Annotated in this window: 13 protein-coding genes; 5 read left to right on the plus strand and 8 right to left on the minus strand. The window is 72.0% G+C overall.

Features of this window, described 5'->3' with window-relative positions; translation table 11 throughout:
- Window positions 1-129: 129 nt before the first annotated feature.
- Complete coding sequence (locus ABEB28_RS15030) at window positions 130-534, minus strand: YjbQ family protein (RefSeq protein WP_345728703.1); 405 nt, start codon at window positions 532-534, stop codon at window positions 130-132.
- Window positions 535-737: 203 nt separating this feature from the next.
- On the opposite strand from ABEB28_RS15030, the gene aceE reads away from it, so the two are divergent.
- A complete protein-coding gene (gene aceE / locus ABEB28_RS15035; RefSeq protein ID WP_345728704.1) occupies window positions 738-3479 on the plus strand; it encodes a pyruvate dehydrogenase (acetyl-transferring), homodimeric type in 2742 nt (913 codons plus the stop codon).
- 302 nt (window positions 3480-3781) lie between these two features.
- On the opposite strand, the gene ABEB28_RS15040 is transcribed toward aceE, so the two are convergent.
- From ABEB28_RS15040 to ABEB28_RS15050, 3 genes are all read right to left on the minus strand, one after another.
- Complete coding sequence (locus ABEB28_RS15040) at window positions 3782-4969, minus strand: glycosyltransferase 87 family protein (RefSeq protein WP_345728705.1); 1188 nt, start codon at window positions 4967-4969, stop codon at window positions 3782-3784.
- Between the two features lie 115 nt (window positions 4970-5084).
- Window positions 5085-5846 (minus strand): response regulator, encoded by a 762-nt coding sequence (locus ABEB28_RS15045; RefSeq protein WP_345728706.1) that lies wholly within the window; start codon window positions 5844-5846, stop codon window positions 5085-5087.
- A complete protein-coding gene (locus ABEB28_RS15050; protein WP_345728707.1) occupies window positions 5843-6973 on the minus strand; it encodes a sensor histidine kinase in 1131 nt (376 codons plus the stop codon). Before ABEB28_RS15050 ends, ABEB28_RS15045 begins: the two co-directional genes overlap by 4 nt.
- Window positions 6974-7248: 275 nt before the next feature.
- Between ABEB28_RS15050 and ABEB28_RS15055 the strand changes: the two genes are divergently transcribed.
- The 3 genes from ABEB28_RS15055 (at window position 7249) to ABEB28_RS15065 (ending at window position 9877) form a co-directional block, all read left to right on the plus strand.
- Window positions 7249-7566, plus strand: a complete 318-nt coding sequence (locus ABEB28_RS15055) for a hypothetical protein (protein WP_345728708.1) — start codon at window positions 7249-7251, stop codon at window positions 7564-7566.
- Between the two features lie 76 nt (window positions 7567-7642).
- The gene (locus ABEB28_RS15060; RefSeq protein ID WP_345728709.1) at window positions 7643-8977 is read left to right on the plus strand and encodes a TIGR04013 family B12-binding domain/radical SAM domain-containing protein; all 1335 of its coding nucleotides are present in this window, start codon (window positions 7643-7645) and stop codon (window positions 8975-8977) included.
- A 9-nt stretch (window positions 8978-8986) separates the two neighbouring features.
- Window positions 8987-9877, plus strand: coding sequence for an LLM class F420-dependent oxidoreductase (locus ABEB28_RS15065; protein WP_345728710.1), 891 nt, complete (start codon window positions 8987-8989; stop codon window positions 9875-9877).
- A 197-nt stretch (window positions 9878-10074) separates the two neighbouring features.
- Here the strand turns inward: ABEB28_RS15065 and ABEB28_RS15070 are convergent, their stop codons facing one another.
- The 4 genes from ABEB28_RS15070 to ABEB28_RS15085 form a co-directional block, all read right to left on the minus strand.
- A complete protein-coding gene (locus ABEB28_RS15070) occupies window positions 10075-10569 on the minus strand; it encodes a hypothetical protein (RefSeq protein WP_345728711.1) in 495 nt (164 codons plus the stop codon).
- Between the two features lie 64 nt (window positions 10570-10633).
- Window positions 10634-11566, minus strand: a complete 933-nt coding sequence (locus ABEB28_RS15075) for a methyl-accepting chemotaxis protein (RefSeq protein WP_345728712.1) — start codon at window positions 11564-11566, stop codon at window positions 10634-10636.
- Window positions 11563-12120, minus strand: coding sequence for a PAS domain-containing protein (locus tag ABEB28_RS15080; protein WP_345728713.1), 558 nt, complete (start codon window positions 12118-12120; stop codon window positions 11563-11565). Before ABEB28_RS15080 ends, ABEB28_RS15075 begins: the two co-directional genes overlap by 4 nt.
- 63 nt (window positions 12121-12183) lie before the next feature.
- On the minus strand, window positions 12184-12978 hold the full coding sequence (locus tag ABEB28_RS15085; protein ID WP_345728714.1) for an alpha/beta hydrolase family protein: 795 nt from the start codon (window positions 12976-12978) through the stop codon (window positions 12184-12186).
- Between the two features lie 77 nt (window positions 12979-13055).
- On the opposite strand from ABEB28_RS15085, the gene ABEB28_RS15090 reads away from it, so the two are divergent.
- Complete coding sequence (locus tag ABEB28_RS15090; RefSeq protein ID WP_345728715.1) at window positions 13056-14225, plus strand: PucR family transcriptional regulator; 1170 nt, start codon at window positions 13056-13058, stop codon at window positions 14223-14225.
- The last annotated feature ends 171 nt before the right edge of the window (window positions 14226-14396 follow it).

The following is a 14396-nucleotide window of genomic DNA, read 5'->3' on the forward strand; positions in this document are numbered from 1 at the left end:
GCAAGTGTTGGCCACGATCGACCCGGACGCGTCGCGCCCACCGGGTATTGACGGACCACCTGCGTTCCGGTCCTACCTGCCGGGCAACCCAGTCCTACCCGCAGGTCAGAGCGGTTCACACCCGCCGGGTCAGCCCGTCAGGAACGAGAACCGCACCTGACGGTCGTGGTTGTCGACATTGAGGTCGACCAGACAGAGACTTTGCCAGGTTCCCAACGCGAGCCGTCCACCGAGCACCGGCAGGGTCGCATAGGGCGGGATCAAACCGGGCATCACGTGGCTGCGGCCGTGTCCCCGACTACCGTGCCGGTGCTTCCACCGATCGTCGGCCGGCAGCAGGTCCTCCAGGGCTGCCAGGAGGTCGTCGTCGCTGCCCGCGCCGGTCTCGAGCACGGCGAGCCCGGCGGTCGCGTGCGGCACGAAGACGTGCAGCAGCCCGTCGCCGCGTTCCCGCACGAAGGCCTCGGCCTTGTCGGTGAGGTCGAGCACGACCGGCTTGGATCCGGTACGGACGGTGATGATCTCGCTGTCCACGTCCCCTATCCTGCCCGTCGCTCCCGAGTCTGCCGCGACGGGTGTGGTCAGGCGGTGACACTACCCGCCGGTAACGGTCCCCCGGCGCTAACCATCCAGGCCCCCAGGAGGCAGGATGGATCGGTAAAGCGAAAAGTGGCCTCGGCCGGTCGCCGACCGTGATCGACCGGACCTACCCACCGACGAGTGTGACGAGGATCGACGTGGCGAACTCACGCGAACGGCTCCCGGTGATCAGCGACGGGCTGCCCAGCCAGCTCCCGGACATCGATCCCGGGGAGACGTCCGAGTGGCTCGAGTCGCTGGATGCGGTGATCGACAACGCCGGCCGCCAGCGGGCCCGGTACATCATGCTGCGGCTGTTGGAGCGTGCCCGCGAGAAGCAGGTCGGGGTTCCGGCCCTGCGCAGCACCGACTACATCAACACCATCCCGCCGGAGCGGGAGCCGTGGTTCCCCGGCGACGAGCACATCGAGCGCCGGCTCCGGGCGTACATGCGATGGAACGCCGCGATCCTCGTGCACCGGGCCCAGCGTCCCGGCATCGAGGTCGGCGGACACATCTCGACGTACGCGTCGAGCGCGAGCCTGTACGAAGTGGGGTTCAACCACTTCTTCCGCGGGCACGACGACCCCGGCGGCGGTGACCAGATCTTCTTCCAGGGTCACGCGTCGCCCGGTATGTACGCCCGGGCGTACCTCGAGGGCCGGCTAACCGAGCACCAGCTCGACGGATTCCGGCAGGAGTTCTCCCACCCCGGCGGCGGCCTGTCCAGCTACCCGCACCCGCGGCTGATGCCGGAGTTCTGGGAGTTCCCCACCGTCTCGATGGGTCTGGGCCCGATCAACGCGATCTACCAGGCCCGGTTCAACCGGTACCTGCACTCGCGCGGGATCCGCGACACCAGCAAGCAGCACGTGTGGGCGTTCCTCGGCGACGGCGAGATGGACGAGCCCGAGTCGCTCGGTGCGATCGGCCTGGCCGCCCGCGAGGAGCTGGACAACCTCACGTTCGTCATCAACTGCAACCTGCAGCGACTCGACGGGCCGGTGCGCGGCAACGGCAAGGTGATCCAGGAGCTGGAGTCGTTCTTCCGCGGCGCCGGCTGGAACGTCATCAAGGTCGTCTGGGGTCGCGAGTGGGACCCGCTGCTGGCCGCCGACACCGACGGCGCGCTGGTCAACCTGATGAACACCACGCCCGACGGTGACTACCAGACCTACAAGGCCGAGTCCGGCGCGTTCGTCCGCGAACACTTTTTCGGACGCGACCCGCGCACCCGCAAGATGGTCGAGCACCTCTCGGACGACGAGATCTGGAACCTCAAGCGTGGTGGCCACGACTACCGGAAGCTCTACGCCGCCTACAAGGCCGCGACCGAGCACTCCGGCCAGCCGACCGTGATCCTCGCCAAGACGATCAAGGGCTGGACGCTCGGCAGCCACTTCGAGGCCCGCAACGCCACGCACCAGATGAAGAAGCTCACTCAGGACGACCTGAAGGAGTTCCGCGACCGGCTCTATCTGGACATCCCGGACGAGAAGCTCGACAAGTACCTGCCGCCGTACTACCGCCCCGCGGAGGACTCCGACGAGCACCAGTACCTGATGGAGCGCCGTCGCCAGCTCGGCGGGTCGCTGCCGCGGCGCGTGGACCGGTCCACGCCGCTGGCTCTCCCGGGCAAGGAGATGTACGCCCAGCTGAAGAAGGGCTCCGGCAAGCAGAAGGTCGCCACCACGATGGCCTTCGTCCGGCAGCTCAAGGACCTGATGAAGGACAAGAACATCGGGGCCCGCTTCGTACCGATCATCCCGGACGAGGCGCGGACGTTCGGCATGGACTCGCTATTCCCGACCGCCAAGATCTACTCGCCCCACGGCCAGGGCTACACCTCGGTCGACCGCGAGCTGATGCTGGCGTACAAGGAGTCGAAGCAGGGCCAGATCCTGCACGAGGGCATCAACGAGGCCGGTTCGGTCGCATCGTTCACCGCGGCCGGGACGTCCTACGCCACCCAGGGCGAACCGATGATTCCGGTCTACATCTTCTACTCGATGTTCGGCTTCCAGCGCACCGGCGACGCGTTCTGGGCCGCCGCCGACCAGCTGGCCCGCGGGTTCGTGCTCGGCGCCACCGCCGGCCGCACGACGCTGAACGGCGAGGGGCTCCAGCACGAGGACGGTCACTCGCTGCTGCTGGCCTCGACCAACCCGGCGGTCGTCTCGTACGACCCGGCGTGGTCCTACGAGGTGGCGGTGATCACCGAGGACGCTCTCCGGCGGATGTACGGGGAGAACCCGGAGAACATCTACTACTACCTGACCGTCTACAACGAGCCGATGGCGCAGCCGGCGATGCCGGATCACGTGACCGAGGAGGGCATCCTCCGCGGCATGTACCGGTTCGCGCCGGCGCCGAAGGCCGCCGAGGGGGCGGCCAGGGCGCAGCTGCTCGCGTCCGGTGTGGCGCTCCCCTGGGCCCTGCGGGCCCAGCAGCTGCTGGCCGAGGACTGGAACGTCTCCGCCGACGTGTGGTCGGTGACGTCCTGGACCGAGCTCCGGCGGGACGCGGTCGCCGCGGACGGTGACGCGCTCCTGCAGCCGGACGCCGAGCCGCGGACGCCGTGGGTGACCGCCCAGCTGGCCGACGCCGAAGGGCCGGTCATCGCGTCCAGCGACTGGATGCGGGCGGTACCGGACCAGATCTCCCGCTGGGTTCCGAGCGACTACACCTCGCTGGGCACCGACGGGTTCGGCGCGTCCGACACCCGGCACGCCCTGCGGCGGCACTTCAAGGTGGACGCCGAGTCGATCGCGGTGGCGACGCTGCGGGCGCTGGCGCGCCGGGGCGAGATCGAGGCCTCGGTGGCGGCGGACGCGGTCGCGAAGTACCGCATCGACGACGTGACCGCCGCGCCGCCCGGCGAGACCGGCGGCGCAACCTGACCGGCGGCGCCCGCAGCACCGACCCTCGGGCCGGCGAGACCGGCGGCGCAACCTGACCGGCGGCGCCCGCAGCACCGACCCTCGGGCCGGCGAGACCGGCGGCGCAACCTGACCGGCGGCGCCCGCAGCACCGACCCTCGGGCCGGCGAGACCGGCGGCGCAACCTGACCGGCGGCGCCCGCAGCACCGACCCTCGGGCCGGCGAGACCGGCGGCGCGTCCTGACGCGACGCCGAGCACGACGGGAGAGCCCCGGCACCGCACAGGTGCCGGGGCCCTTCCGTGCCGGGCGGTGGTCAGGGGTCAGGCCCGCGGCGCCGCCGCGTCGAGGGACCGCTCGTCGAGCGGCGGCTCCCCGACGGGCTGCTCCTCGGTGAGCGTGCCGACGTCGTCCGGCCGCGACGCGGACCGGCGGACCGCCACGGCCAGGTGAGCCAGCAGCCCGAGCCCGAGGAGCAAGTACGTGTTGGCGACGACCACCCGTACGGCCTCGATCTCGTCCGGCCAGTCGAGCAGCCGCGTGAACCACATCGGGGACGCCACGAACACCGCGCCCGCGGCGAGAGCGGCCCGGCGGTAACCGTCCCGCCAGAGCACCACCAGCGCCGGTAACGCCCACACCCAGTGGTGACTCCACGAGATCGGCGACACGAGCAGCCCGGTCAGCCCGGTCGCCGCCAGGGCGGCGAGCCAGTCACCCCGCCGGGCGTACACCGCGCCCGCCGCGAGTCCGGCCGCGCCGAGCGTCAGCGGGATCAGGACGTACCAGGCGCCGACGTCCTCCCGGCTCCCCAGGATCCGCACCAGCGCGCCGTACGGCGACTGGTTGCTGACGTACGGGACGCCGACCCGGGTCGTGTCGTAGAAGACGTCCCGCCAGTACACCAGCGACGCCTCCGGCGCGACCAGCCACCCGACGAGCGTCCCGGCAGCGAACGTCACCGCGGCGACCATCGCCGCGCGGATCCGCCCGGCGGCCAGCAGCAGCACCACGAAGATGCCCGGCGTCAGCTTGATCGCGGCGGCGAGGCCGATGCCGATCCCCGCGGACTTGCCGAGCGCGGCCCGCCGCAGGTCGGTGACGACCAGCGCCAGCAACAGCAGGTTGATCTGGCCCAGGAACAGCGAGTGCCAGACCGGTTCGAGCACCAGGCCCACCGCCGCGGCCCCGAGCAGCACCCGCTCGGTCGGCCGGCGACCGGCCAGCAGCAGCACGGTGCGACACACCCAGACGAACGCCGCGACCGACGCCAGCGCCCAGAGCAGCCGGGCGAGAACGAGCGGCACGACCGACAGCGGCACGAACGTCACCGCCGCGAACGGGGTGTAGGTGAACCAGTGCGCGGCCTGCTGCTCGAGGTAGAGCCGGGTGCCGTCGCCGACGACCTGGCCGCCGAGCCGGTAGATGAAGAAGTCCAGCGGATTCCAGAGCAGGGCGAACGCCACCACCGCCAGTACCTGTGCCCCGAACACCACGCGCAGTTTCGACATGCGCTCACGGTGCCGCCGCGCGCCGTCCGTCCACATCGACCTGTGGACGACAGTCTGTGCAGGTCAGATGCCTCCCACAGGCTTACGTCCCGGGCTCGGCCGGTGGTCGGCGGGACTACGCCTGTGGGCTGACGAGGCCGAATTCGTAGGCGAGGATCACGAGGTGGATCCGGTCCCGGGCGTCCAGCTTGGTCAGCAGGCGCGCGACGTGCGCCTTGGCGGTGGCCACGCTGATGACGAGTTCGCCGGCGATCTCCGCGTTCGACAGTCCGCGCCCCACCAGCGTCAGGACCTCGCGCTCCCGCTGGGTGATCAGGTCGGACGCCGGGCCGCGCGCGGTCGGCCCCGCGGGGCCGCCGGTGCGGCCCGCACGGCCACCAAGGCCCCGGCCGGCCGCCCTCACGGCGCCCTTCCCGGTGGCGCCCAGCCCGGTGGCGCCCGGTCCGGTGGACCCCCGACCGGCCAGCGTGTCGATCAGGCGCCGGGTGACGCTCGGCGCGATCAGCGCGTCGCCACCGGCCACCACCCGGATCGCCGCCAGGATCTCGTCCAGCCCCATGTCCTTGACGAGAAATCCGCTGGCGCCGGCTTGCAGCGCCGCGTAGACGTACTCGTCGTCGTCGAACGTCGTCAGCACCAGGACGCGGGTGTCGGCGACCCGCGCGGTGATCTCCCGGGTCGCGTCGACGCCGTCCATCTCCGGCATCCGCAGGTCCATCACGACGACGTCCGGACGGTGCTGCTCGGCCAGTGCCACCGCTTCGGTGCCGGTGGCCGCCTCGCCGAGCAGCTCCAGGTCCGGCGTCTCGGAGAGCAGGACACGCAGCCCGGCGCGGATCAGCGGCTGGTCGTCAGCGAGGACGATCGTGACGCTCATGCGTCGACCGGTGTCGGGAGCTGTGCCGCCACCCGGAACCCGCCTTCGGGACGCGGTCCGGCCGCGAACCGTCCGTCCAGCAGCGTCACCCGCTCGCGCATCCCGACCAGGCCGTATCCGCTGCCGGACGCACCGGTGCCCGGCCCGTCGTCGAGCACTTCGATCGACAGCTCGTCGTCCCGGTAGTCCAGCAGCACCCGGCACCGGTCGGTGGCGGCGTGGCGCACGACGTTCGTCACGGCCTCCTGGACGATCCGGTACGCGGACAGCTCCAGGTCGCCCGGCAGCTCACGGACCTGGCCGGTGCGCTCGACGGCCACCTCGACGCCGGCGTCCCCGGCGGTGCTGACCAGTCGGTCGAGATCCGCGAGGCCGGGCGCCGGGCCGACCGGCGCTCCCTCCGGATCGGACCGGCGCAGCGCAGTGAGCGTCCGGCGCAGCTCGGCCAGCGTCTGACGGCTGGTCGTCTCGATCGCGTCCAGGGCGTTGCGGGCCTCGGCCGGCCGGCTCTCGATGACGCGTCGGCCGACCCCCGCCTGGATCGCGATCACGCCCATGCTGTGGGCGATCATGTCGTGCAGCTCCCGGGCGATGCGCAGACGTTCGGCCGCGACCGCGCGCTCGGTGTCCTCGACCCGGCGGGCCTCCAGCCGCAGCCGCCGCTGCCGCACCGAGTTCCCGACCGTCCAGACGCAGACCATCGCCAGCAGGAGAACCTCTGCGCTGCGCAGGGAGTCGCCGGCGCCGGCCGTGTAGTACGCGGCGGCGAGGGCGAACTCCAGCGCGAGCGCCAATCCCGCGCCGGGCAGCGACACCCGCCAGGAGCGGGTGGCCGCGAGCACGCCGACCGCAACGCCGATCGCCAGCACGCTGACCGGACCGACGATCTCCGCACCGAGCAGCGGGGTCAGCACCGCGGTGGGCACCAGGACCAGCACCAGCGCGAGCAGTGGACGGCGGCGCAGCCCGACGATCGGCCAGGCCAGCACGACGATGACCGGGACGAGGAGCACGACGTCCTGGTGGAGCCGCCCGATCTCGACCGCAGCGAGGAGCAGCCCCAGTACGACCACGACGGTCACCGGCACCAGGGACGCGACCCGCTGACGCCGCACGGAAACGCTCATCGGGCCACGGTAACCAGGCACGGGCTGCCGCACAGCAGCCCACGGGCGTACGCCTGCGGGCCACAACCGACGCACCGGTTATTCGTCTGGATCGATCCGCCTAGCCGTTTTCAGCGCCGCAGCGATGGGGTAACCAGCCACTAACGCGCGGTTACCCCGGCCCCCGCGCGCGACCGGGTTCCTGATCGACCCCCAACCTCGGTACCGCCTCCGACGATGGTGACGGCGCCGCATGCTCGCAATCGGCCGGGCGTCCTCGAAGGAGGCGATCCCTCGTGCCAGACCAGGTCCGACTCCCCGACGGAACGGCCGTCATCATCCACTCCGCGCCGGACGGTCCGGACCGGACGCCCTCCGGGACGTGGCTCGCGGAGTGCGTCTGCAGCAGCGCCCCCGGGCGCCCGGACCGGGTGGACGTGACGTACGAGCCCCCCGCGCCCGGCGCTCGCGCCCCGGTGACCGTGACTCTGACGTGGAACATCGCGCCGGAGAGCCCGCCGTCCGCGACCGATGCCCCGCCCGGGCCGCCCCCGGGTGTGGTCGTCCCGACTCAGCGTCCCGGCGCCGCACCGCCGACCAGCCCGGCGCACTGAGCGGCCGGCGCCCGGGCCGATCGGCCCGGAGCGCCGCGGCGGCCGTGCGGGACTGCCCCGCTGACAGAATGGCGCCGTGAGCGTCGCTGTCGTGCTGCGGTACCGGAAGGCCGTGACCTACGGCCACCACGCGCTACTCGGCGCGCTGGAGGCCGAGCCACCGCAGACACCATTCACGGTCGCGTTCGCGACCTCTCCGGAGGCGACCGCGGCCGAGATCACGGCGGGTCTGCGGACGGCGGACCGCGTGTTGGTCCTCTGGTCCTTCTACTCCCCGGACGCCGCTGCGCTCGCCGTCGAGCTCGCCACGATCCGTGCGCTCGTGGACGACGCGCGGGTCCTGCACGTGGCGGGCGGTGTGCACGCGACCGCCGAACCGCAGCAGGTACTCGACGCGGGCTGGGACGTGGCCGCGATCGGCGAGGGCGAGACGACCGTGATCCGGCTGCTGGACGCCGTCGGCACGGACGCCCCGCTGACCGGCGTCCGCGGTCTGGCCGTGCGGGACGCCGACGGCGTCGCGGTGCGCACCGGGCCGGCGATCACCCGGGAGCTGGACGCGTTCGGCTCGTTCTCGCTGCGGTACTCCAAGTTCGGGCCGATCGAGCTGACCCGCGGATGCATCTACGCCTGCCGGTTCTGCCAGACGCCGTTCATGTTCTCGGCCCGGTTCCGGCACCGCAGCGTGGAGAACGTCCGGTGGCACGTGAAGGCCATGGTGGACGCCGGCATGAAGGACGTCCGGTTCACCACGCCGACGTCGCTCTCCTACGGCACCCAGACCGAGGAACCCGACCTGGACGCGGTCGAGGAGTTGCTCGGGACGGTCCGGGCCGAGTTGCCGCCGCACGGCCGGGTGTTCTTCGGCTCGTTCCCGTCCGAGGTGCGGCCCGAGCACGTGACGCCGGACGCGATGCGGATGCTCCGGAAGTACGTCTCGAACGACAACATCATCATCGGGGCGCAGTCCGGATCCGACCGGATGCTGGCGGCGTCGCGGCGCGGCCACGGCGCCGAGCCGGTGCTCGACGCGGTACGCATCGCGGCCGAGGCGGGATTCCGGCCGAACGTCGACTTCCTGTTCGGAATGCCTGGCGAGGACGCGGCCGATGCCGAGGCGTCGCTGCGGCTCGCCGAGGCGGTCGCCGACCTGGGCGGCCGGGTCCACGCGCACACGTTCATGCCGCTGCCCGGCACACCCTGGCGGGACGCCGAGCCGGCGTTCGTCGCGGCCGAGACGATCACGACGTTCGACCGGCTCGCCGCCCGGGGAGCGCTCTACGGGCACTGGCGACGCCAGGCCGAGCATGCGGAGCGGCTCGCTGAAGCCGCGAAGGCCTACCCCCGGCGCGCACCCCGCAGGCGCACCACGCCCACGTGGCGAGATGCAGGGGGCGGCGAGGGGATTTAGGTTCGGGTCGTGAAACTTGCGATCCACTATCCGAACTTCTCCTACCCGGGCGGGAACACCGCGGTCGCGCCGTTGCTCGCCGCGACCGCTCGGGCCGCCGACGAGGGTGGCGCGACGACGTTCACGCTGATGGACCACTGGTTCCAGATGGAGGCGATGGCCCCGGCGACCGAGCCGATGCTGGAGGGCTACACCGGACTGGGATTCCTCGCCGGGATCACCCGCAAGGTCCGGCTCGGCCTGCTCGTCACCGGCGTCACCTACCGGCACCCCGGCCTGCTCGCGAAGACCGTCGCCACGCTGGACGTGCTGTCCGGTGGCCGGGCGATGTTCGGCATCGGCGCGGCCTGGTACGAGCGCGAGCACCACGCGCTCGGCGTCCCGTACCCGCCCACCGCGGAGCGATTCGAGCGGCTGGAGGAGACGCTGCAGATCACCGCGCAGATGTTCAGCGACAACGACGGCCCGTACCAGGGCAAGCACTACCACCTCGCCGAGACGATCTGCGAACCCAAACCCATCCAGCGGCCCAACGCCGGTCGACGGACCGGTCCCCCGGTGATGATCGGCGGCTCCGGCGAGAAGAAGACGCTCAAGTTCGTCGCGAAGTACGGCGACGCGTGCAACCTGTTCGCGCCGGACGTCGAGACCGTGGCGCACAAGATCGACGTCCTCACCCGGCACTGCGCGGACGAGGGCCGCGACGTGAACGAGATCGAGAAGACGATCATCACCAGCCTCGATCCGCTCGGCGACACCGACGCGTTCCTCCGCGCGATGGAGGCGTACGCGAAGGTCGGCGTCGAGCAGGTCTGGCTCAGCCCGAGCAACACCGACGACCCGTCCGCCTGGACGAGCCAGGTGACCGAGCGGGTCCTCCCCCGCCTCCGCGACATCTGAGCCGCGAGCGCTGTACGCACAGCGCCGAGCGGTGTGCGTTCCGGCGACCCATAGGCGGCCCAAGTGCACACCGCTCCGGCGCCCAGGCCGGACCCGAACACGAAGCGGCCGGGCAGCGCGCACGCGCTGCCCGGCCGTGGCTCCCCGACCGGTCGTCGACCGGCCCTCAGCCCGGGGAGCCCTCGACCCCGGGTAACTCAGCCGCTCACGCGGCCACCCGGAGCGACGCCGACGAGTACGTAGTCGCTCTGGACCGCGATCGCAGCCGATGCGGGGATCGGGGTGCCGGCCGACGTCCGGACCGGGGCGCTGACGGTCGTCCGCCCGGTGGAGTTCGAAGCCGGCCGACGACGACGCAACCAGCGCGCCGATCGCTCGGGGATGAGGAGCGCCAGCGCGGTCGGCGCCAGCAGGAACGGAGCCGCGGCCACCGGCCCGACCTCGTCCGCGGCGACGAACGCGAGGCCCGGGCTGACCGCGGCCAGCCCCGCCGTGGCGTACAGAGCCCAGCGGCGCCCCTCGCGCAGCCCGAGAGCGACCGAACACGCCACCCAGGCCACGGCCAGTTGCCAGACCAGCAGAGCAGGCACCGCAGCGACCGCGACCTCGGCCATGACCGCGGCCCCGAGCAGCAGGGTCAGGAGAGACGCGACGGTGACCAAAGAAGGACATATCGCACGATGCTTCGCCATGTGCACAGATTAGAACTTCGGTGACGTAATTACACGGATGTGACACGCCGGATCGGTGCGCTCATCACTGCTGGCGCAGGATCCCCAGGAACTTCGTGACCTCGCTGCTCAGCGTCTCGGCCATCTGCGACAGGCCACCCACCCCGCCGCCGCCCTCCACGGCCTCGGCGATACCGGCCGCCATCTGGTCCATCTCCGAGACCGACGCCGTGACGCTGCGGATCGCCCCCACCGCGTCGTCCGTCCGCGATCCGGCGTCGGTGACCTGCTCGAGGATCCGCTCGCTGGCGCGCGACGTCTCGTCCGCGAGCTGCTTGACCTCGGTCGCCACCACGCCGAAGCCCTTACCGGCCTCGCCGGCCCTGGCAGCCTCGATCGTCGCGTTCAGCGCGAGCAGCCGCGTCTGCGCCGCGATCTTCGTAATGATCTGGACGATCTGCGCGATCTGCGCCGAGGCCTCACTCATCGTCCGGATCGTGCCGGTGGCCTGGTCGGTGGCGTCCACCGCGCTGCGGGTCGCCGTCGCGAGCGTCTGCGCCGACGCTCCCAGCTCGGTGGAGGCGGCGGCGACGTGCTCGGCCACCGAGAGCACGGCGGTCTCGAACTCCGCGGCCAGCTCCAGCCGGTGCCCCGTCACGTCCTCGGCCCGGCGGGCGCTCGTCTGCATGGTGTCCCGGGCCTGGTTGATCGACCGGGCGCCGGTGCGGAACGCGCCCTGCATGCCGCGCTCCAGGAACCGCCGGTGGAACCTGCCCTCGGTGGCCGATGCCAGCGACGCTCCGGCTTCCCGGACGAACGCGTCGGTCATGTCGAGCAGATGATTGAGGCTGTGCCGGGTCGTGGCGACGTCCGGGTAGCGGTCCTCGCCCGGCAGCCGGGGCACCCGTGCCTCGAAGTCGCCCTTACTGCCGGCCTCGCAGGTCGCCGCGATCCCCCGCAGCACCGCCCGGTACACCTCGAGCTCGGACAGGCCGTCGGCACTCCCTCGCGACCTCACCGGGCGCCCACCCTCGCCGCCTCCAGCGACCAGACGAACCGTTCGTAGCCGCCGACGGCGTCCGCGTGTTCGTGCAGCATCGCGGTCGACGCGGTGAGCGCGTCGGCGGGCCGCGAGTGCCGACGCTCCTCGGCCACCAGCTGGCCGTAGAGCGGGCGGATGACCTCCATCGCCTGCCGATCGGGGCTCCGCCGGTTCGAGTGGTACCCGACGATCTGGCCGGCCGGCCCGAACGAGGGCGTGACGTGGGCGAAGACCCAGTAGTGAGCGCCGTCCCCGGCCAGGTTGACGACGTAGGCGAAGATCTCCTGCCCGGACTTGATCGTGTCCCACAGCAGCTTGAAGACGCATCGCGGCATGTCGGGATGGCGGATCATGTTGTGCGGCTGGCCGAGGACCGCGTCCTCCGGGTAGGCCGAGATCCGGAGGAACACGTCGTTGACGTAGGTCAGGATCCCCTTCGGGTCCGTTTTGCTGACGATCAACTCGTCCTCGCCGAGCGTCCGCTCCACTCCGGTCGGAGCGACGGCCGGCTTCCTCGAACCTTCCCGCACCTCATACCCCCCGTAACGCCTGACGTTAGGGGGGAGCTTACGTGCACTAAGGCACTTAACGGATTATTGCCGTTCCTCAGCGCCTTTCGCCTCGTCGGCCAGCTTTCGCAGCGCCGAGACGACGTGCGGCCAGTCCTCCGAGCCGGGCGTGATCACCCCGAAGTGGTCCGCGCCGGGCAGGAGGACGAACTCGGCCCGTCCGTCCGCGGCGTACCCCCGGACGACGTCGGTGGGCACGATGTCGTCCGCGAGCCCGTGCAGCACGGTCACCGGCGTACCCGGCGGGGGCAGCGCCGTCGGGTCGGCGACCGCGTAACGGTCGGGACGGTCGGCGGGGCTACCGCCGAGGAACGCGTCGGTCGCGCCGTCACCCAGGCCGAGCCGAGAGGCGGACGCCAGATCCGCGACCGGCGCGAGCCCGAGCACCCCACGGATCCCCTGCGCTGCGGGGCGGGCGCCGGGTGCGTCCGGTGGCAGGTGGTGACGCGCCGCCGCCCAGAGCGCCAGGTGCCCACCGGCGGAGTGCCCGGCCACCAGCAGCGGCAGCTGCGGCGCCACCGCCGCCGGGAGCTCGTCGACCGCGGTGGCGACGTCGTGCAGCGTGCCGGGCCACCCGCCGCCGGGCTGCCCTACGCGGCGGTACTCCGGGAGGAGGACCGCGAACCCGGCCTCGGACAGCGCGGCCGCCAGCGGGCGGGCGTGCGTCCGGTCGTAGCGCGCCCGCCAGAAGCCGCCGTGGACGAACAGCACCAGCGCCGTCGGGTCGGTGCCCGGGTAGTACTCGGCCACCTGGTCCGGACCGTCGCCGTAGCGCAGCAGCCGGCCCGGCGCCCCTCCCCCTGGCAACATCTCACTCATAAGCCCTATCCAACCGCGCTCGTCCCAGTCCGGGAGCACCTGCGCCGGGCGCGCCCGCGACATGGCACGCTTCGCCCGTGACCACCGCCCCGCTCGTCGCGACGCTCCGCCGGATCGAACGCGCATCCGGTGCGCTGGCGACCCGCAGCGTGGCGCGGATGGACGACACGCTGCCCTGGTTCCGGTCGCTCCCGGCTGACCAGCGCTCGTGGGTCACGCTGGTCGTGCAGGCCGGTATCGGCTCGCTCGTGCAGTGGATGCGCAGCCCGCAGATGCGCCCGAAGGTGACCGGCGACGTGTTCGGCGCGGCGCCGCGGGAGATGGCCCGGTCGGTGACGCTGCAGCAGGCCCTGGCGATGGTGAAGATCACCGTCGAGGTCGCCGAGGAGCAGGCCGGCGAGTTGGCCGCACCCGGCGAGGAGGCCGAGCTGCGGGAGGCGATACTCCGCTACTCGCGGGAGATCGCGTTCGCGACCGCCGAGGTGTACGCCCGGGCAGCGGAGACCCGCGGAGCCTGGGACCTGCGGCTCCAAGCGCTGCTGGTGGACGCGTTGCTCCGCGGTGACCCGGCGGACGCGCTGGCCAGCCGCGCGGCCGCCCTGGGGTGGACCGATCTGTCGCCGGTGGCGGTGGTGATCGGCACCGCGCCGAACTCCGCGACCGTGAGCGACTCGGACCAGATCGTCGACAGCCTCGTGCACACCGGCCGCCGCGCCGGGCTCGACGTGCTGGCAGGCGTCCAGGGCCAGCGGCTGGTCGCGGTGCTGGGCGGCGCCGACGACCCGGTGCGCGCGACCCAGATGTTGCTGGCCGAGTTCGGGCCGGGGCCGATCGTCGTCGGCCACGCGGTGCCGACGCTCTCCGGCGCACCGGAGTCCGCACGCGCCGCCGAGGCGGGTTGGCGGGCGGTCGCGGCTTGGCCGGCGGCTCCCCGGCCGGTGGCGGCGGCCGATCTGCTGCCCGAGCGCGTCCTCGCCGGCGACACCGAGGCCCGCCGCCGATTGGTGTCCGACGTCTACAAGCCACTGGACGCCGCGGGCCCGACGCTGGTCGAGACGCTCTCGGTCTACCTCGACAGCGGTGGCGCCCTGGAGAGCACCGCACGAATGTTGTTCGTTCACCCCAACACCGTGCGTTACCGGCTGCGGCGGATCGGGGAGATCACCGGCCTGGCGCCGACCAATCCGCGTGATGCGTTCAGTCTGCGGCTGGCGCTCGCGATCGGACGGATGCACGGCCAGTCGTGACAACCGCACCTGGTGTACCGATTCAGACCATCAATCGCTGGCGTCCGGGGCCCGATGGTGATCCGCGTCACCGGCACCTGCCATCCTTTGGAGGAAACCTCCAAAAACCTGCGTAGGAGTTAGTGGCTCGCCATACCGCGAAAGCGGCCGTTCAGTTGGAAGGCTCATTAC

Origin of the sequence: Cryptosporangium minutisporangium (genome assembly GCF_039536245.1) — a bacterium.
In the GTDB taxonomy this organism is placed as follows: Bacteria; Actinomycetota; Actinomycetes; order Mycobacteriales; family Cryptosporangiaceae; genus Cryptosporangium; species Cryptosporangium minutisporangium.

Bases quoted from the DNA above. Each gene is read 5' to 3' on its own strand.
- ABEB28_RS15085 (WP_345728714.1), bottom strand. From the start codon at position 12,978: ATGAGTGAGATGTTGCCAGGGGGAGGGGCGCCGGGCCGGCTGCTGCGC.
- ABEB28_RS15070 (WP_345728711.1), bottom strand. From the start codon at position 10,569: ATGGCGAAGCATCGTGCGATATGTCCTTCTTTGGTCACCGTCGCGTCT.
- ABEB28_RS15050 (WP_345728707.1), bottom strand. From the start codon at position 6,973: ATGAGCGTTTCCGTGCGGCGTCAGCGGGTCGCGTCCCTGGTGCCGGTG.
- ABEB28_RS15045 (WP_345728706.1), bottom strand. From the start codon at position 5,846: ATGAGCGTCACGATCGTCCTCGCTGACGACCAGCCGCTGATCCGCGCC.
- ABEB28_RS15040 (WP_345728705.1), bottom strand. From the start codon at position 4,969: ATGTCGAAACTGCGCGTGGTGTTCGGGGCACAGGTACTGGCGGTGGTG.